16 protein-coding genes are annotated in these 17,310 nt (G+C 47.5%); 6 read left to right on the top strand and 10 right to left on the bottom strand.

The window, feature by feature from the left end:
- Positions 1-160: 160 nt before the first annotated feature.
- From AMJAP_RS08095 to AMJAP_RS08085, 3 genes are all read left to right on the top strand, one after another.
- Positions 161-2,296: an FAD-dependent oxidoreductase gene (locus tag AMJAP_RS08095; protein ID WP_019621760.1), complete on the top strand. Its 2,136-nt coding sequence runs from the start codon at positions 161-163 to the stop codon at positions 2,294-2,296.
- A gap of 89 nt (positions 2,297-2,385) precedes the next feature.
- Complete coding sequence (locus AMJAP_RS08090; RefSeq protein WP_019621759.1) at positions 2,386-2,796, top strand: hypothetical protein; 411 nt, start codon at positions 2,386-2,388, stop codon at positions 2,794-2,796.
- A 285-nt stretch (positions 2,797-3,081) separates the two neighbouring features.
- Positions 3,082-3,987, top strand: a complete 906-nt coding sequence (locus AMJAP_RS08085) for an FUSC family protein (RefSeq protein WP_236588757.1) — start codon at positions 3,082-3,084, stop codon at positions 3,985-3,987.
- A 95-nt stretch (positions 3,988-4,082) separates the two neighbouring features.
- Here AMJAP_RS08085 and AMJAP_RS08080 read toward each other — a convergent pair whose 3' ends face one another.
- Complete coding sequence (locus tag AMJAP_RS08080) at positions 4,083-5,516, bottom strand: aldehyde dehydrogenase family protein (protein ID WP_019621757.1); 1,434 nt, start codon at positions 5,514-5,516, stop codon at positions 4,083-4,085.
- A gap of 237 nt (positions 5,517-5,753) precedes the next feature.
- On the opposite strand from AMJAP_RS08080, the gene nhaD reads away from it, so the two are divergent.
- Positions 5,754-6,989: a sodium:proton antiporter NhaD gene (nhaD, locus tag AMJAP_RS08075; RefSeq protein WP_019621756.1), complete on the top strand. Its 1,236-nt coding sequence runs from the start codon at positions 5,754-5,756 to the stop codon at positions 6,987-6,989.
- A 514-nt stretch (positions 6,990-7,503) separates the two neighbouring features.
- On the top strand, positions 7,504-9,654 hold the full coding sequence (locus tag AMJAP_RS08070; RefSeq protein WP_019621755.1) for a glutamine synthetase III family protein: 2,151 nt from the start codon (positions 7,504-7,506) through the stop codon (positions 9,652-9,654).
- A gap of 127 nt (positions 9,655-9,781) precedes the next feature.
- Here the strand turns inward: AMJAP_RS08070 and AMJAP_RS08065 are convergent, their stop codons facing one another.
- The 9 genes from AMJAP_RS08065 to rho all read right to left on the bottom strand — a co-directional run bounded on the left by AMJAP_RS08065 (position 9,782) and on the right by rho (position 15,709).
- Entirely contained in the window at positions 9,782-10,066 is a 285-nt protein-coding gene (locus AMJAP_RS08065; RefSeq protein ID WP_019621754.1) for a hypothetical protein, read from the bottom strand.
- 74 nt (positions 10,067-10,140) lie between these two features.
- Complete coding sequence (locus AMJAP_RS08060; RefSeq protein WP_019621753.1) at positions 10,141-10,431, bottom strand: DUF6172 family protein; 291 nt, start codon at positions 10,429-10,431, stop codon at positions 10,141-10,143.
- 146 nt (positions 10,432-10,577) lie between these two features.
- Positions 10,578-11,495, bottom strand: coding sequence for a glutaminase (locus tag AMJAP_RS08055; protein WP_019621752.1), 918 nt, complete (start codon positions 11,493-11,495; stop codon positions 10,578-10,580).
- A gap of 138 nt (positions 11,496-11,633) precedes the next feature.
- Complete coding sequence (locus AMJAP_RS08050) at positions 11,634-11,972, bottom strand: hypothetical protein (RefSeq protein WP_019621751.1); 339 nt, start codon at positions 11,970-11,972, stop codon at positions 11,634-11,636.
- A gap of 148 nt (positions 11,973-12,120) precedes the next feature.
- On the bottom strand, positions 12,121-12,444 hold the full coding sequence (locus tag AMJAP_RS08045) for a hypothetical protein (protein ID WP_019621750.1): 324 nt from the start codon (positions 12,442-12,444) through the stop codon (positions 12,121-12,123).
- Positions 12,445-12,481: 37 nt separating this feature from the next.
- Positions 12,482-13,690, bottom strand: a complete 1,209-nt coding sequence (locus AMJAP_RS08040; RefSeq protein WP_019621749.1) for a DEAD/DEAH box helicase — start codon at positions 13,688-13,690, stop codon at positions 12,482-12,484.
- Between the two features lie 157 nt (positions 13,691-13,847).
- A complete protein-coding gene (locus AMJAP_RS08035) occupies positions 13,848-14,378 on the bottom strand; it encodes a GNAT family N-acetyltransferase (RefSeq protein WP_019621748.1) in 531 nt (176 codons plus the stop codon).
- A 74-nt stretch (positions 14,379-14,452) separates the two neighbouring features.
- Positions 14,453-14,698: a DUF2164 domain-containing protein gene (locus AMJAP_RS08030; RefSeq protein ID WP_019621747.1), complete on the bottom strand. Its 246-nt coding sequence runs from the start codon at positions 14,696-14,698 to the stop codon at positions 14,453-14,455.
- A 54-nt stretch (positions 14,699-14,752) separates the two neighbouring features.
- Positions 14,753-15,709, bottom strand: coding sequence for a transcription termination factor Rho (rho, locus tag AMJAP_RS08025; RefSeq protein WP_083935325.1), 957 nt, complete (start codon positions 15,707-15,709; stop codon positions 14,753-14,755).
- Positions 15,710-15,991: 282 nt separating this feature from the next.
- On the opposite strand from rho, the gene AMJAP_RS08020 reads away from it, so the two are divergent.
- On the top strand, positions 15,992-17,236 hold the full coding sequence (locus tag AMJAP_RS08020) for a leucine-rich repeat-containing protein kinase family protein (protein ID WP_019621745.1): 1,245 nt from the start codon (positions 15,992-15,994) through the stop codon (positions 17,234-17,236).
- The last annotated feature ends 74 nt before the right edge of the window (positions 17,237-17,310 follow it).

Raw genomic sequence — 17,310 nt, 5'->3', positions numbered from 1 at the left:
TTTATTGGGCCGTTGAAATTACCTATAATAGCAATACGCCAGCCAGACAAATATTTTCAACTGATACAGTCAGTTATCGTCACTCTTTCAGGATATTTTCAGCTTTCTATGCGACTATCCCCTCAACCTTACCGCCATCACTCGCAAAGCAGACCTGCATATGAATAGTAAAAAATTAGCCCTCATCCTGATAATTGCAGCCTTGGTCAGTGCATTTTTTATCTTTGATCTTGGCAACTATCTGAACCTTGAGTACATCAAGTCACAACAAGACAGCTTGCAAGGCTGGGTAACAGAAAACACCCTATTGGCTTTCGGTGCGTTCATGCTGATCTACATTACCGTGACCGCCCTGTCCCTCCCCGGTGCAGCGGTCATGACTCTGGTAGGGGGTGCAATTTTTGGCCTGTTCGCCGGTTTAATCATGGTGTCCTTTGCCAGCGCTATCGGCGCGACGCTCGCTTTTCTGGTCGCCCGTTATCTGTTCCGCGAACCACTGACCAACAAGTTTTCCAACTATATCGACCCCGTTAACCGAGGCATCGAAAAAGACGGTATCTCCTACCTGTTCACATTGCGACTGGTACCCCTATTTCCGTTTTTCGTCATCAATGCCGTGATGGGCCTTACCCGCATGAGAGCCGGGACCTTTTACTGGGTAAGCCAGTTAGGCATGCTTCCCGGCACCGCTATATTTGTTAACGCAGGCACACAGCTTGCGGCTATCGAACAACCCGGCGACATTCTTTCTCCCGGGCTGATACTGTCATTCTGTCTGCTAGGGATTTTTCCCTGGATTGCCAAAGCGATAGTCAGCGCTGTGCAAAAACGCAAAGTATATAGCCAGTACAACAAACCTAAACAGTTCGACACCAACATGGTGGTCATCGGCGCAGGCGCGGGCGGCCTGGTAACCTCCTATATTGCCGCCGCAACAAAAGCCAAAGTCACTCTGATTGAACGCCATAAGATGGGCGGCGACTGCCTGAATACCGGCTGCGTTCCCTCCAAGGCACTGATCCGCACGACGCACTTTCTGGCGGATGTGCGTGACGCAAGAGACCTGGGTATCCGCAATGCCGAGGTTGAATACGATTTCGCTGAAGTGATGGAACGGGTTCAACGGGTTATCGAGACCATCGAGCCCCATGATTCAATCGAGCGCTACGAATCCCTGGGAGTCGACTGCGTAACCGGCAGCGCTAGAATCATTAGCCCCTGGGAAGTGGAAGTAAACGGTCAAATCCTTAAAACGCAAAACATAGTGATCGCAACGGGTGCACGCCCCGCGCTACCTCCAATTCCCGGCATCGAACTCGTTGAACCGTTAACCTCAGATACTATCTGGGCACTGCGCGAACGCCCGGAACGATTGCTGGTGCTCGGTGCTGGCGCGATAGGCTGTGAGCTGGGTCAGTGTTTCGCCAGACTCGGCAGCGACGTTTCAATACTGTTCCGTGGCAGCCAGGTATTAACCCGCGAAGACCGCGATGCCGCAACCGTTGTTGAGGAGCGCCTGACACAAGACGGCATCAACATCTGTTCCGGGCATACCCCAACTCACTTCCAAGTAACTGAGCAAGGTTACGAACTGGTATGCACTCATAACAAACAGGAAAAACGTATCGGCTTTGACAAGCTGCTGGTCGCTACTGGCCGCACAGCCAATGTAACCGGTTTCGGCCTTGAAGAGCTGGGTATCACTGCAGCACCCGGCGGCACTATTGAGGTAGATGAATACCTGCGTACCAAGATACCCAACATTCTGGCCTGCGGCGATGTAATCGGCCCCTATCAGTTTACCCATGCGGCTGCTCATCAGGCCTGGTATGCCTCAGTGAACGCGCTGTTTGGACAGTTTAAGCAGTTCAAAATCGACTATTCATTCATCCCCTTCACGACTTACACCAGCCCGGAAGTCGCCCGCATAGGCTTGAATGAGAAACAAGCAATCGATCAGGGAGTTGCGTACGAAGCGGTACGGTACAACCTCGACGAACTTGACCGTGCGATTACTGACGAGGCCGCCTACGGCTTCGTCAAAGTCCTGTTGAAACCCGGCAGCGACAAGATAATCGGCGTCACCCTGGTGGGTGAACATGCCGCTGAAATGCTGCCCGAGTTCGCGCTGGCGATGAAAAATAAGCTGGGACTGAATAAGATACTCGGCACGCTACACGCCTACCCCACCCTCAATGAAGCCAACCGCTTTGTCGCCGGGGAATGGAAAAAGAAACATGCTCCACAGAAAATTCTCGGCTGGTTAGAGAAATTCCATAGCTGGAAAAGAGGCTAAAAAAGCTTAATATAGATCTGCCTGCCGCACTTCTTCTATCGGGATGTGCGGTTTTTTTTGTTTTAGAACCCTTCTGATTAGGGAAAAACATGTCTGTAGTTATTCAAGAAGAAGCGACCGGATGCGGCATTGCGTCTGCTGCTAATATACTTGGTTTGTCATACGCTGAGGCAAAGGCCACGGCCAACTCAATGGGCATCTATGCCTCTGATGAAGCACTGTTCAGCGATACTGCCTACATGCGCCGTTTACTCGATGCCTACGGTGTAAAAACTTCTGCTGACGAAACTCTTTTCGCCGGCTGGAATGCGCTACCCAATACCGCACTGCTATCGATTAAACACCATTACGAGAACGGCAAACCTTTTTGGCACTGGGTCGTTTTTAAACGAACATCTGCAGGTGAAGTGCTGCTAGATTCAGCAGCCTATTTAGACAATAACGAAATAACAGATTTCTCCGCGATCAAGCCTACATGGTATATTTCGGTATCAGCCTGACGGGCAGTGATCATAAAAAACATCACTAACATCCTTATTAAAAATACAAGCATTCATTTATAAACAGTAACTTATATTTTTTTATTAAAGTATTACATTGATTAGGAAGCACCCTGTTGAGCACAGACCCTCAATCCACTTTACGACTTAGATTCTGGAACCAGATAAAGCCTTTGTTTGAATGGAACGATCACAAACGCCCATTAGGCTACCTTATCGTTTCAGCACTCGGAGTGGGTATTCCTGCATTTTTTTGCCGCCTGGTTAGGAGAGTTTTCTGCTGGCATGCTGGCCTGTATGGGCGGTCTGATTATTGTATATATGCGGCAAACGAATATTCCCCACCGTATGATGACCCTGGCTACCTGCGCTTTCGGATTTTCATTAAGCTTTGCACTTGGCGTCTTAACGAGCTTCGACCCATACCTGTCAGCTTTCACACTTCTGCTGACGGTATTCCTCGCAACCACAATCTGCAGATTCTATTCAATCCCACCCCCGGGAAGCTTCTTCTTCATCGTAGCCGCATGCCTTGCCCGCACCCTTCCCTTTGACATCTCTCTGACCGCCGAGCGAACCGGTATACTGATGTTTGGCTCCATGTGGTCTTGCCTGCTAGCCCTTAGCTATGGACTCGCTCAGAAATTTTTCTCTAAAAGTATCGATATAAAACCCTGCCAGACTGAAGACCAGCACGTCTTAGCTATTAGCATTGAATCAGCCGTTATCAGTATCTTTGTCGGTGGAGGTTACTTACTGGCTTTACTGACCAACCTGGAGAATCCTTACTGGGTTCCAATCTCTACTGCAGCCATCATGCAGGGCGCAACTTTTCGAGCAATCTGGCAACGAAACGTTCACAGAATATTTGGCACAGTCATTGGAATGGCGCTCGCCTGGATGATTTTCTCACTCGCTCCCGGGCCATGGGGGCTGGCCGGACTAATCATGATACTCACTTTTATCATCGAGCTTCTGATCACCCGAAACTATGGATTAGCGGTTATTTTCATCACGCCGCTGACAGTAATATTCGCTGAGGCAACAGTTGCTACAGCAGAACCTAATCAGCTGATACTCTCTCGCATTTTTGATATAGCCCTGGGAAGCTTCATTGGATACCTGGGAGGCTGGATTATCCATCACCCAAGGTTTGTTCAGACAATTCAAAAGTGGACAGCTTTAAGATAAAGCCGGGGGACGCTATGAATGACTCATCGGCCTGTAAAGTAATAAGCTTCGTCGGGACTTACCCCGACGAAGCTTAATATGGTGTTTCGTTTTAGTTAACTCCAGCCAGAGATCGCTTTCACCTCAAGAAAATCCTCCAGCCCCCAGACACCACCTTCGCGGCCATTTCCTGATTGCTTATAGCCACCGAAGGGCGAACCGCCCGCCAGGAATGTACCATTGATCTGCACCATGCCTGAACGCAGCTTACGGGCAACGCGATTAGCTTTCTCACCATCCTGCGTCTGAAGATAGTTCGTTAATCCGTAGGGCGTATCATTGGCGATACGTATAGCATCCTCTTCGGTATCAAACGGAATGATCGTCAACACCGGGCCAAATATCTCTTCCTGGGCAATACTCATCTGATTATTCACGTCAGCAAACACCGTAGGCTTAACAAAGTAACCTTTATCGAGCCCATCAGGCTTACCCGGACCACCAGCTACCAGACGAGCACCTTCAGCAATGCCTTTCTCAATCAGCGCTTGTATCTTGTCATACTGCAGCTGCGAAACGACGGGACCAATATGCCGCCCATCGATCTCAGACAGATCAACTGTGGTTTTGGAGGCGACGTCTGCTGCTACCTGAACCGCCTGATCATAGGCACTGCGCTCCACCAGCATCCGGGTTGGCGCATTACAAGACTGACCACTATTATTGAAGCACTGACGTACACCCCGGGTAACCGCTTTCTCATCAGCGTCAGCAAACACAATATTGGCACCCTTACCCCCAAGCTCGAGCGCGACGCGCTTCACTGTATCAGCGGCATTTTTAGAAATGGCGATACCCGCCCGGGTCGATCCGGTAAACGAAACCATATCCACTTCTGCGTGCCCTGAAAGCTGAGACCCCACCCCCATACCGTCACCATTAACCAGATTAAACACCCCCACCGGGAATCCTGCCTGATCAACCATATCAGCAAACAGCATAGATGAAAGCGGAGAGATCTCTGAAGGTTTAAGCACCATAGTACAGCCGGCAGCCAGTGCAGCGACCACTTTCAGCGTCACCTGATTCATCGGCCAGTTCCAGGGCGTGATCAACGCACAGACACCGACAGGCTCATGGACAATTCGGTTATCCAACGCACGGTCATTTAATGGACGCTCAAACTCATAGGCTTTCAGTGCACGAATCAGATTCTTAATATGCGCAGCGCCAGCACCACACTGAGCGGTACGCGACAAGGCAATCGGCGCACCCATCTCAGTAGAAATAGCCTGAGCCATCTCATCAGCCCGGTCACTGTAGATAGATAGTAGTTTTTCTAGCAGAGCAACCCGGTCATCTTTTGATGTCTGACTCCAGCTATCAAAAGCCCGTCGCGCTGCCTCAACAGCGGCATTGGTATCGGCTTCAGCACCTAAAGAGATAACATCACACACCTCTTCTGTTGAAGGGTTAATCACTTCAAAATCGTTCGATTGAGCTGGCTCAACCCAGCGACCATCAATATAAAAAAGGCGTGAATCTGACATTTGCATTATCCCTATCTTTATAATCGTTTAATACTTATTGCTGGCGACAACTGCAGCCTAAGCGTTACAATAAGTAATTACCCTTATTCTGACATCGAATCAATAGCAAGCCAAGACCACATCAACACGAAAGTATTAATCCGAAAACCTTATCCTACAGCGCGATATCACTATTGTATTCATCTGATACAAAGATGGAGAATAGCCGCCTGAATAATTCCACTACAGGAACCAGAGATGCATTATCTATTGCTGGGTCTGATCACCCTCGCCTTTCTACTGATCGTTTTTGAAGATGTTGTTCACCTTAACAAAGCGAAGTCCACCCTCTTTATTGGCACCCTGGTCTGGATCCTGGCCTTTGTCTTTCCTGAAAAATCTCCCCAGGCCATCCAGGAAGCGCTAAACGAACAACTACTCGATATCGCCGTCCTCTGGCTGTTTCTGATGGCCGCAATGACATTCGTAGCCTACCTTAACGAAAAAGGCCTGATCACCCAGCTGGTCTATCGAATGCTGCCCAGCGAGTTAAAACTCAGCACCCTAATGATTCTGATAGCGCTACTCGGCCTGCTATTCTCATCTCTGGCTGATAACATCACCGCATCTCTTATCATGCTCTCACTGCTCGCCTCCCTTAAGCTTGAGAAAAAAGATACGCTCAAGTTTGCCGCGCTGATTGTCTTTGCCGTCAACTCCGGCGGCGTTTCACTGATTACTGGCGATGTCACCACCCTAATGATCTTTCTGAACGGGAAAGTAACGATTCTGAATTTGATGCTTTTAGTTCTGCCAGCTATTGCAGGGGTCGCAATCCTTGCGCTGATTCTGATGCAAGGCTGCAACGAGATAATCACACTGCCTAAGTTTAAGCGCCCTATTGGCAGACGGGATAAGCTTATTGCTGCGCTCTTCCTGCTGACCATCCTCAGCACGCTGTACCTGAGCGTTATGTTCTCAGTCCCACCGGTACTGACATTCCTGTTTGGCCTGGCACTGATGTTTATTGTCCATCAAATTCTGTTCCGTAAAGAACAAAACCCCAATGTGCTTGAGTACGTACGCGAAATCGAATTCGACACGCTGCTCTTCTTCCTTGGCGTTTTACTTCTTGTGGGTATGTTAAAAGAACTGTCAGTACTTGAACTGTTACCAGAGCTTTATACATACATGCCGCCCGCCTTTGCCAACTATTTTATCGGCATCCTTTCGGCACTGGTTGATAACGTCCCATTAACCGCAGCCATCCTTCAATCCGATATCCATATGACACAGGCCGAATGGCTCGGGCTGACTTATGCGGTCGGTGTCGGTGGATCGATTCTGATTGTCGGCTCTGCCGCGGGGGTTATCGCGCTAAGCAAACTTGAAGAGCTGTCTTTCATCTCTTACCTGCGTTTTATCCATTGGCTACTGATCGCCTACACCGTTGGCTACCTTGCCGTGATGGGACTCACAAAGCTGGTTCTCTGAATAGCCATGACATTGAGCCGCGGAACTCGTCATTCCGCCGGCTCAATACCGAAATGGCCCCATAAAACCATCGCACCAGAATGGTGCGATAAAATCATAAAATCACAGTCTCCTTAAAGACACTGAAAAAAACCAGTGCAATACTGCCTCAGCAACCTTCCTTTACTAAGAACATTGACGGCGATGACGCTGCACGTCAGATAAACTGCTAACAACAACCTTGCCCAACACTTCGTAAGTACCGGTATATATGACTTTCAGATCAACAGAACCCCATTAAAGCTGATAACACCCCCTACTAAACAAGCAGTCAAAATGGGCTAAAGCGGCCCCCTTCTAACATCCAGAACACCTTCATCATCAAAAAAATAACGATAAACATACATTTTTTTATAAGTTGGTTTGATTATTGCTATTAAACACGCAATAGCTTGCTAGCTATTGGCTTATTCGGTTGTCACAATCAACCGATGCCAAAGTTCACAAACAAATATTGGATAGTCAGGGGAAGTATATGAGCGGAAATGAATCTCGTTTGAACGCGATAAACGAAATCACCAACGCAGCGCCATTTGAAACATCAATGACAAAGCCGCTTAAAGATATCTGGGCATGCGATGTATTTGGCTTAGAGCAGATGGAAGAGTCACTTTCTAAGTCTGCATTCAAAGCGATCAAGAAAACCGTACAGTCCGGTGCAGTTCTAGAGCCTGCTGTCGCTGATATGGTTGCTGCTGCAATGAAAGACTGGGCCATGACCAGAGGCGCTAAGTTTTTCTCTCATATCTTCTACCCAATGACCAACGCCACTGCTGAAAAGCATGATGGCTTTGTTGTTACTAACTCTGATGGCGGCGCTATCACCGAGTTCACCGGTAGCCTGCTGATTAAGGGTGAGCCAGACGGCTCTTCATTCCCTAACGGTAGCCTGCGTATGACCAACGCTGCCCGTGGTTATACCGCATGGGACCCTACCAGCCCAGCTTACATGATGCATACCGCTAACGGCGCTGTATTGATGATCCCAAGCGTATTCATGTCATGGACCGGTGAAGCGCTTGATAAGAAGATCCCTCTGCTGCGTTCAAATTCAGCAATGAACGCTGCAGCACAGAAAGTTCTGACCCTGATGGGCGAAGAAGAAATTGCTACGTTGAACTCCAGCTGTGGCGCTGAGCAGGAATACTTCCTGGTAGACGAGAAGTTTGCAAACGCGCGCCCTGACTTGCTATTAGCAGGCAGAACACTCTTTGGTGCATCACCTGCCAAAGGCCAGGAGTTTGATGACCACTACTTCGGCGCTATCCCAGAGCGAGTTCAGGTATTCATGCAAGACCTGGAAGACAAGCTTTACCGCCTGGGTATCCCAGCAAAAACTCACCACAACGAAGTAGCGCCTGGTCAGTTTGAAATTGCGCCTTACTTTGAAGCAGCCAACGTTGCTGCCGATCATCAGCAAATGATGATGACTCTCCTGAAAGGTACTGCAAAAGCTCACGGCTTCATCTGCCTGCTACATGAGAAGCCATTTGCTGGCGTAAACGGCTCAGGCAAGCACGTAAACTGGTCTGTAGGTAACGCAACCCAGGGCAACCTGCTTGATCCAGGCTGTACTCCAAACGAAAACCTGAATTTCTTGCTCTTTTGTGGTGCAGTAATTCGCGGAGTGCACAAATTTGGACCACTACTGCGTGCAGTAATCGCTTCCGCAGCCAACGATCACCGTCTGGGTGCCAATGAAGCACCTCCAGCCATCCTGTCTGTCTATCTGGGCACACAACTGGAAAAAGTATTTGATGACATCCGCACTGGTGAACTACACGTTCCTACCACCGGCGGTCAGATGGATCTGGGGCTGTCTCAGATTCTTAAGTTTGATCGCGATTCAGGTGACCGTAACCGTACTTCACCGTTCGCTTTCACCGGTAACCGTTTTGAGTTCCGCGCAGTAGGTTCTTCTCAGTCAGTTTCTGGCCCACTGGTAGCCATGAATACCATGCTGGCTGACTCACTGGAGTGGATCGCTGCTAAGCTGGAAACTGAACTGCAAAGCAACTCTGACAAAACAGCAGCGGTTTTCGCTGTGCTGAAAGAGCTGATGGAAGAGCACAGTAACGTTGTGTTTGGTGGTGACGGCTATTCATCTGAGTGGCACACAAAGGCCGTTGACGAGCGTGGCCTTAAGAACATCCCTACCACTGCTGACGCGCTTCCAGCTTTCAAGACCCCTGAAGTGATTGAGCTGTTCTCAAGCACTGGCGTTTTAAGCCCTGTTGAGCTGGCTAGTCGTTTTGAGGTCTATGCAGAACAGTATGTTCTGTCAATCGAAGTAGAAGCTAAGCTGGTTGTAGAGATGGCGACTACCATGATCTACCCAGCCGCTATCAACTACCTGTCCAGCATCGCCTCTACCGGTCTGCAACTAGAGCACTCTCCCGCAGATCGCGTTGCCAAGACCGCATCGGCTATGATGGCATCTGTTGAGAAACTGAGCGCCGCCCTGGAAGCTGAATTCGATTCAGAAGAAGCTCACATGAACTTCCTTGCTTCAGACGTATGCGGTCTGATGCTGGAAGTACGCGCCTCGGCTGATACGCTTGAGACACTGGTTGCCGATAACTTGTGGCCTCTGCCTAAGTATCGTGAAATGTTATTTATTAAATAACAGCTTCCTCACCCGGTTTCATGCAGATGAAGCCGGGGGCATAAAAAAAGCACTGACCTGACGGCCAGTGCTTTTTTTTCGTGTATAGAAAATTAGCGGTTTGAGAGACTACTAAAAAATGTCTAAATTATTCAAGAATTAAGACAGTATCGGACACCAATACCGTTTGAACTTCAGCACGCTCTATAATTTTCACGATAGCAGATTGAATAACATCATCTTCTCTGACATCAGTTTCACCGCTGAAGCGCTGCTCCTGAACCTCAGCCCCCTCTTCTAACACAAACTGAACACTCACCTGGGTAGCAATATCAGAGGTCTCACCAAAATAACTCAGCGCTATTTGCGGATAGCCTTTGAAACCTTTCTTGACGTACTTAGCAATACGCTTTTTTGCTTTATCCAAATTCATAGAGCGCCCCTGATATGTGTTCATTGAGTATCAATATGCAAGCTGCGTTTCTGAGTACAAGTCCTACAAACAGCTCAATCTGCTTTTTGGTTGCGATACCCCGGCTTAGCCATGATTTCTAAATAAAAAGACTCGACCTGATCTGCTTCAGCCTGCGTAATATATTTACTAATTTCTGAAAGATGAATGACTTCACTCGACGCTTCATCTGCACCAAAGCGGCAATCAAAATCCCAGTAATCAACACCCTCAGACAGCGCCTTATTACGCTCTCTTTTTATGTACTTTTTAACTTCGTGTTTGATTGCATCAACATGCCTTGCAACAGCCAGCTTTGGGTGAGACAACTTAAACGTCTTTTTCATAATGATTCCATAAAGTGAAACAGGCTTGCCGGTAACTTAGCAGCTGCCAGATAATGCCAGTAATAATCGGCGCACTTTAACACGTATGAGCACAAATCACTCAGGAGATTCACTAATTTTCAGCGTAAATGGCAGCTTACACTTTACTAACCAAAAATAGACCAGCCGGTATGCTCCACCAGCTTCTCCAGCGCCTCGGTACCCAGCTTACTGTTACCAACATCATCTAACCCCGGGGACCACACCCCGATCGAAGCTTTACCTGGCGCGATCGCTAAGATACCACCGCCCACACCACTCTTACCGGGCAGGCCTACACGGAAGGCAAATTCACCGGAGCCATCATAATGACCGCACATCAACATCAGGGAATTAATTCTTCGGGCGCGTTGTGGAGACACAACCCGGGCACCGGTTACCGGGTTGCGGCCATCATCCACCAAAAACAAACCTGCTTTCGCCAGTTGTTCAGTCGTCATCGCAATTGAGCAATGATGAAAATAAGTCCCTAGAACACAATCGACAGGGTTATCCAGGCGACCAAAAGAAGCCATAAAGTGAGCTAACGAAGCATTACGATCCCCGGTCGCCAATTCCGACTGAGCAACTTTATCATCGATACTAACGCTGTCATCGTCGGCAATAAAGCGGACGAACTGGAGAATTTCTGCCAATGTTTCTTTCGGCTGATGACCCATAAGAATCGCATCGGCAATCGCTATCGCACCCGCATTAATGAATGGATTTCTAGGTTTTCCGTGCTCATGCTCAAGCTGCACAATAGAGTTAAAAGGGTCTCCAGACGGTTCACGACCTACCTTAGACCAGACCGAATCCCCAAGCTTTCCTAACGCAATCGTCAAGGTAAAAACCTTAGAGATACTCTGAATAGAGAACAGTTGATTACTGTGGCCGGCACTATAAACACGCCCATCAGCCATAGCTACGGTGATAGCAAACTGATTAGGGTCGATACAGGCTAACTGCGGTATATAATTTGCCGGCTGACCACGGCTGTCACTAGCCCCGATTGTTGCAACAATTTCGTCTAAAATATCCTGCACTATGTATTTCCTGTTACACCAACGATTTTAGCTATAGAAGAAGAGAGGAACAGATCAGATAAAGAGAGTCAACTAAAGGCCAAACAAGGAATAAAATTGAAGAGGTAATAAGAGTTTATATTAGGCAGCAGGATCCGTTCAGTGCCCCATAAATTCATCGATCAGCTCTGCGAGCTTTTCAGCCAGATCCGCTTCAAACTGTTCCAGGCTTTGACCGAAAAGCGCAAAGTAACGCGTCGCCTGCGAGCTATTCACTCTTTTACTGGCAAGGTTATATTGAATTTCAGGCTGTTGTTTGTCTTCTCTGGAGATTATATTCCAGGCGATAAAGTCAGAATTAAAAGATTGAATCTTACCTTGCGCGAAGTCACAAAAAGCAGGCACGTAACACTCACCCTCAGGCCCAAGACAGCCCGACTCTACCCGGTACGTTACCAATAATTTCTTTTCGGCTGGCAAAGGTAAAGTGTAACTCATATAAACGTCTCCGATACGATAACCTTATGATACCTAGTAAGTATTTATGATTCCATATCCATAAGGCTAAATTTTCAGCACCTTTAATCATCGCCCCTGCCGCAAACATCTCACTATGGTAAGTCGGTAAGCCTGGCCTACCTCTTAATCAATTAAACACCGGTTTTTCCATATAACGACATATTAGCCAGAGACCATAAGCGGCGGCATAAGTAGGAATGACAGTAACCATGAGAACAATGAAATCATTTGTGCTGTTTTTCCCGGTATGCGCAACGCCATAACCAAACAGCACCACCAGATCGAACGCCAGCACGGCTAGCATTATGAAGACAAAGGCAGCACAAATAATGACCTGGATTACTTTGCTAGCTTTATAACTTCGGTATGCACAGAGGAATGAACGGCACATCGAGATAAAGCCAACAACGGGAAGCGAAACAATTAATAAGAAAAGAAAATTTTGCAACATCAGCCAAACCTCCCAACCTTACAGATTCAAGCACATCCTAACGTCGTCGTGATCGACCCCGGTTTTTATTTCGATTCCCGCGCCCGGCCTTAGGCTTTTGAGCAAAATCCTGTTCAAGACTAGGTTCATATCCTGGTAACCATTGCTGCATTAGCCGGGTGTCGATAATTTTATGTATCTCATCCAGTAACCAGGTTTCATCAGCACTGAGCAAGGAAATAGCCAGCCCCGTTTCGCCCGCCCGTCCGGTACGGCCAATACGATGAATATAGTCTTCAGCGTTGTGCGGTAACTCGTAATTAATAACATAACTGAGCTGCGGAATATCTAACCCACGTGAAGCAACATCCGTCGCCACCAGCACCCGAATTGAGCCATCTTTAAACCCTTCCAATGCACGTTCACGCGCCCCTTGTGACTTATCGCCGTGTATCGCTTCCGTTTTTAAGCCATCTTTGCACATCTCTTTGGCCAGATCATCTGCACTTTTTTTGGTCCGGGTGAAGATCAGTACCTGCTGCCAGTTTTTAGAGCCAATAAGAAAAGAGGTGATTTCACGTTTACGGTGCTTATCAACTTCGTAGGCAATCTGTTCGACCTGACTGGCCGTTGCATTCCGCTGATCTACCTCAATCAAAGCCGGATCATGTAATAACTTTTGACTGAGTTTAAAAATGGCGTCATCAAATGTTGCTGAGAATAATAGCGTTTGACGGGTTTCCGGTACGGATCGGAGGATGCGCTTAATATCATCTATAAACCCCATATCCAGCATCCGGTCAGCTTCATCCAGGACAAAGAACGACAAACAACTCAGATCAATCGCCTGACGACCAAGCAGATCAATCAATCGCCCAGGCGTGGCGACCAGAATATCCACCCCTTGCTTAACCACACTGAGTTGATTGTTGATACTCACACCACCATAAGCGACTACCGTACGTAGTGATGTATGCGCGCCATATTGCTGGAAGCTCTTACCCACTTGCTGAGCCAGCTCCCGGGTTGGCGTTAACACCAACGCCTGCACACGAGCATTGACCTCTTCTGAAGCCTCTAACAAATGAAGGATTGGCAATGCAAACGCGGCTGTCTTGCCGGTACCTGTCTGAGCCCCGGCCATCACATCCTGTCGGTTCAGGATGGCAGGAATCGCTTCTGACTGAATCGGGGTCGGCTGACTATAACCCTTACTTTCAATAGCCTGCAGTAAAGCGGGATTCAAACCAAATGACGCGAAACTCATAACCAATATCCATACATTAGAATAGGCGCGAGTTTAGCAGATCAGCCAGATGATTGCGGAGATTTAAGCGCAAACTTAAAGCTTATCGTTGAGCGATTTCTCATCAATGAAGATCAATAGCGATTTTGCTGAGCTGTCAGTCAGCGCTAAAGACCACTTACCATAAATCGGGGTCACACAAAGGGGCCACACAGGTTATCGCTAGCGGCGATTTATCAGTTTCATACTTACTCAATACTTTTGCTTGCCAGCCGAATGGATATTCCAACGGGTATCCTGGTGCGTATTGGCAGGCCGGTTCAGCGCTGAAACCAAAACGACTGTAATACCCAGGATCCCCATAAACAAAAACAACATGGACCTCCATACTTGATATCTGTTGCATGCCCTGAGCAATTAATTGCGAGCCAACCTCGCGCTTTTGATAATCTGGATGGACAGCCAGTGGCGCTAAAATATAGCCAAGGAAGTTTTCAGCGTCATCACTTTTGACTGGACTGAATGCAACATGACCGATGATCTCCCCTGCTGCTTCGGCAACAAACGAGAATATCGGCGGGGTAGCATTTTCATCAATCAATTCAACCGCCAGTTCTGAAACGATGATAGCCTCATCTTCAGAAAAGGCAGACTGATACACACGCTGGATACCAGCGCGATCCTTACTACTAGCTAGCCGGATATTCATGATCTCATTTATTACCTGCGTCAATTATGATGCCTCTGGTGCAGCTGACAAATACCAGAATGATCTCAGCAACGTCAGAGCGTTGGCTTTTCAAGCTCATCAATCAAATACCCCAACTCATCAGACTTTTCTGCGAACAACCTCTGCGCATCAGATAAACCACGATTATAGAATTGAGGGCCTATCTCTTTCGCAAAAAAATCGATCAGAAACTCCGCCTCGAAGCCACCGATTTCATGCCCCAGCTCATCATTGAAGTAGGCCTTCACCTTCGCCACGATCTGATCGGTCTCGTCTTTGGTAAATTTAATCTCGCTCATACTCTCTCTCATCCAGAGGTAACCATGAAAGGTCAAATAGTAATATCACTGTGTCTAATCGCTTGAGGTAGCGCTCAACAGCTCTGCGTTTGTTGGAAACTGCTCTAATAATTCAACCAGCTTTCTGGCTCCCTCGACAGGCTTAAGATGTGTGAGCCCCCTTCGCAATGCCCTGATGTTTTGAATATCTTTCGCATTCAACAGAAGCTCCTCCCGCCGGGTGCTGCTTTTGGCAATATCCAGTGCGGGAAAAACCCGGTAATTAGCAATCTCCCGTGATAGAACAATTTCCATGTTACCGGTGCCTTTGAACTCTTCAAATATGACCTGATCCATCCGGCTTCCTGTATCGACAAGCACGGTCGCCAAAATCGTAAGCGATCCGCCATTCTCAATATTTCTGGCTGCACCAAACAGTTTCCGGGGGATCTCTAACGCTCTGGCATCAACCCCACCCGACATCGTCCGGCCACTACTCTTCCGCTCTGCATTATGTACACGCGAAAGCCTTGTGAGAGAATCAATCACAATCATTACATCATGACCTTCACCCGCTTCTTTTCGGGCAACTTTAAGCAGGTCATTTGCTACACGGACATGTTGAGCATAGCTTTCATCCGAAGATGAGGCATGCACTTGTGCCGTCACGCTACGCTTAAAATCGGTCACCTCTTCCGGACGCTCATCAATAAGTAACGCGTATAGCTTTATCTCGGGATAAGCCTTACCCACTGCCTGACAAATATGCTTTAACGTAGTGGTTTTTCCAGACCCTGGCGGAGCAACAATCAGCCCCCGCTGCCCCATTCCGATGGGCGTGATCAGATCCATCGCTCGCATAGAGAGTTGTTGAGAACCCGACTCCAGACAGATCTGCGGAGCAGGATGGATAGCGACACCACTCATAAAACGTTTTTCCGGGTCACCCTGACACTCGTCCCGGGTCTCGTCATCCACAGGTTTTGTGTCTTTGTTTCTCTTTGTTTTCAAAGACAATATTTTTCTGGTCATAGTGTCGGTTTATAGCTCTTCAGAATCAGGGGTTTTGGATTAAATAAACTATTGTGATGTAACTATTACTCTTATTAACGGGCATGTAGAGCGGGTAAACATTTAAACAGAAAAATGACTGGTTAGTTACTTGTGACAAGCGGCTACAGCCAGCCAATTCCGTCGGACAAACATAAATAGCTATATTTACAATTCTCTCGACGACCAGACTACACTCATTGATCTTTTTTCTAGTAAACTAGCGTAATTTTTTGTAGTTAACTTCAGCAGGAACTTACCATTTTGCATACGCTTTCTGAACTTAAATCTGGCAAATTATCAGGCATTCAGCACTTAACATTATCAGAAAACCTAACATCGTTCCCTCTGGAAATCCTATCTCTTGCTGATACCTTAGAAATTCTTGACCTTTCCAACAACGAGCTGACCTCATTACCAAAAGAACTCGCTCAGCTGCGAAAGCTTAAAATATTATTTGCATCAAACAATCATTTTGAAACATTGCCGGAAGCGCTCGGGCAATGTGCCAGCTTAGAGATGATAGGGTTTAAATCAAACAAAATTGGCCATGTTCCTGAGAATTCATTGCCGACAGAGTTACGCTGGCTCATTCTAACCGACAATCAGATAAGCACACTACCTGACTCTTTAGGCGAGCGCCCCCGACTGCAGAAACTGGCGTTAGCGGGTAATCGTTTAACACAGCTGCCTCAAACATTAGCTCAGTCGAAAAACCTTGAGTTAGTGCGTATTTCAGCTAACCAGTTAGCTGAGTGCCCGGATCAATTGCTAAATCTGCCTAAACTCGCATGGCTGGCCTTTTCGGGCAACCCATTTAGCCTGTCAGATGAAAATACCCACTCAGTTCCAGAAATACCATCATCCAGCTACTCATTACAAGAGATCCTTGGCCGCGGCGCGTCAGGCATTATTTCAAAGGCTCACTGGAATGAACAACCGTCTAATTTCCCTGATGAAATTGCCGTTAAAGTATTTAAGGGACAGATCACCAGTGACGGCTACCCAAAAGACGAATTACAAGCCTGTCTGAAAGCGGGCCATCATCCGAATTTAGTTAAGTCTTTGGCACAGGTAAATGAAAGCGGCTATTTAGCATTACTGATGGAGCTGATACCTTCCCACTACAGTAATTTAGGCTTACCCCCCTGCTTTCAAAGCTGCACACGGGATAACTTTCCACTTGGCTTCACTTTAACCATTGAGCAAATTGAAAAAATTGTTACTCAAATGAAAAGTGTATTTGCACATATACACCTGAACCAGGTGTGCCATGGCGACTTATACGCGCATAACGCCCTGTTTGATGAGGAGGCCAACATCATCGTAGGTGATTTTGGTGCAGCTACTATGTATCACATGCTCAATGAGACACAACAGCAGCAGATCAAACAGATTGAGCAGCGTGCACTTAACCATTTCATCGATGATTTGTTAAGTATCTGCACAACAGAAGACCGACTCAGTAAAAAGTATCTACAGCTCAGAGAACAGAGCCGTACAGCCTGAAGCCTTAGTAGAAACTGACCATTGCGTCAGTTTCTACTACAGCTTTGAAGACCCGTTCTGCCGCTCTGCTCAGT

It is taken from the genome of Amphritea japonica ATCC BAA-1530, assembly GCF_016592435.1.
GTDB classification, from domain to species: Bacteria; Pseudomonadota; Gammaproteobacteria; order Pseudomonadales; family Balneatricaceae; genus Amphritea; species Amphritea japonica.
The sequence above is the reverse complement of the archived record's forward strand: the minus strand, read 5'-3'. Positions and strand labels throughout refer to the sequence as shown.

Coding starts and splice junctions, on each gene's coding strand:
- AMJAP_RS08095 (WP_019621760.1), top strand. CDS start 161: ATGAATAGTAAAAAATTAGCCCTCATCCTGATAATTGCAGCCTTGGTC.
- AMJAP_RS08090 (WP_019621759.1), top strand. CDS start 2,386: ATGTCTGTAGTTATTCAAGAAGAAGCGACCGGATGCGGCATTGCGTCT.
- AMJAP_RS08085 (WP_236588757.1), top strand. CDS start 3,082: ATGCTGGCCTGTATGGGCGGTCTGATTATTGTATATATGCGGCAAACG.
- AMJAP_RS08080 (WP_019621757.1), bottom strand. CDS start 5,516: ATGTCAGATTCACGCCTTTTTTATATTGATGGTCGCTGGGTTGAGCCA.
- nhaD (WP_019621756.1), top strand. CDS start 5,754: ATGCATTATCTATTGCTGGGTCTGATCACCCTCGCCTTTCTACTGATC.
- AMJAP_RS08070 (WP_019621755.1), top strand. CDS start 7,504: ATGAGCGGAAATGAATCTCGTTTGAACGCGATAAACGAAATCACCAAC.
- AMJAP_RS08065 (WP_019621754.1), bottom strand. CDS start 10,066: ATGAATTTGGATAAAGCAAAAAAGCGTATTGCTAAGTACGTCAAGAAA.
- AMJAP_RS08060 (WP_019621753.1), bottom strand. CDS start 10,431: ATGAAAAAGACGTTTAAGTTGTCTCACCCAAAGCTGGCTGTTGCAAGG.
- AMJAP_RS08050 (WP_019621751.1), bottom strand. CDS start 11,972: ATGAGTTACACTTTACCTTTGCCAGCCGAAAAGAAATTATTGGTAACG.
- AMJAP_RS08045 (WP_019621750.1), bottom strand. CDS start 12,444: ATGTTGCAAAATTTTCTTTTCTTATTAATTGTTTCGCTTCCCGTTGTT.
- AMJAP_RS08040 (WP_019621749.1), bottom strand. CDS start 13,690: ATGAGTTTCGCGTCATTTGGTTTGAATCCCGCTTTACTGCAGGCTATT.
- AMJAP_RS08035 (WP_019621748.1), bottom strand. CDS start 14,378: ATGAATATCCGGCTAGCTAGTAGTAAGGATCGCGCTGGTATCCAGCGT.
- AMJAP_RS08030 (WP_019621747.1), bottom strand. CDS start 14,698: ATGAGCGAGATTAAATTTACCAAAGACGAGACCGATCAGATCGTGGCG.
- rho (WP_083935325.1), bottom strand. CDS start 15,709: ATGACCAGAAAAATATTGTCTTTGAAAACAAAGAGAAACAAAGACACA.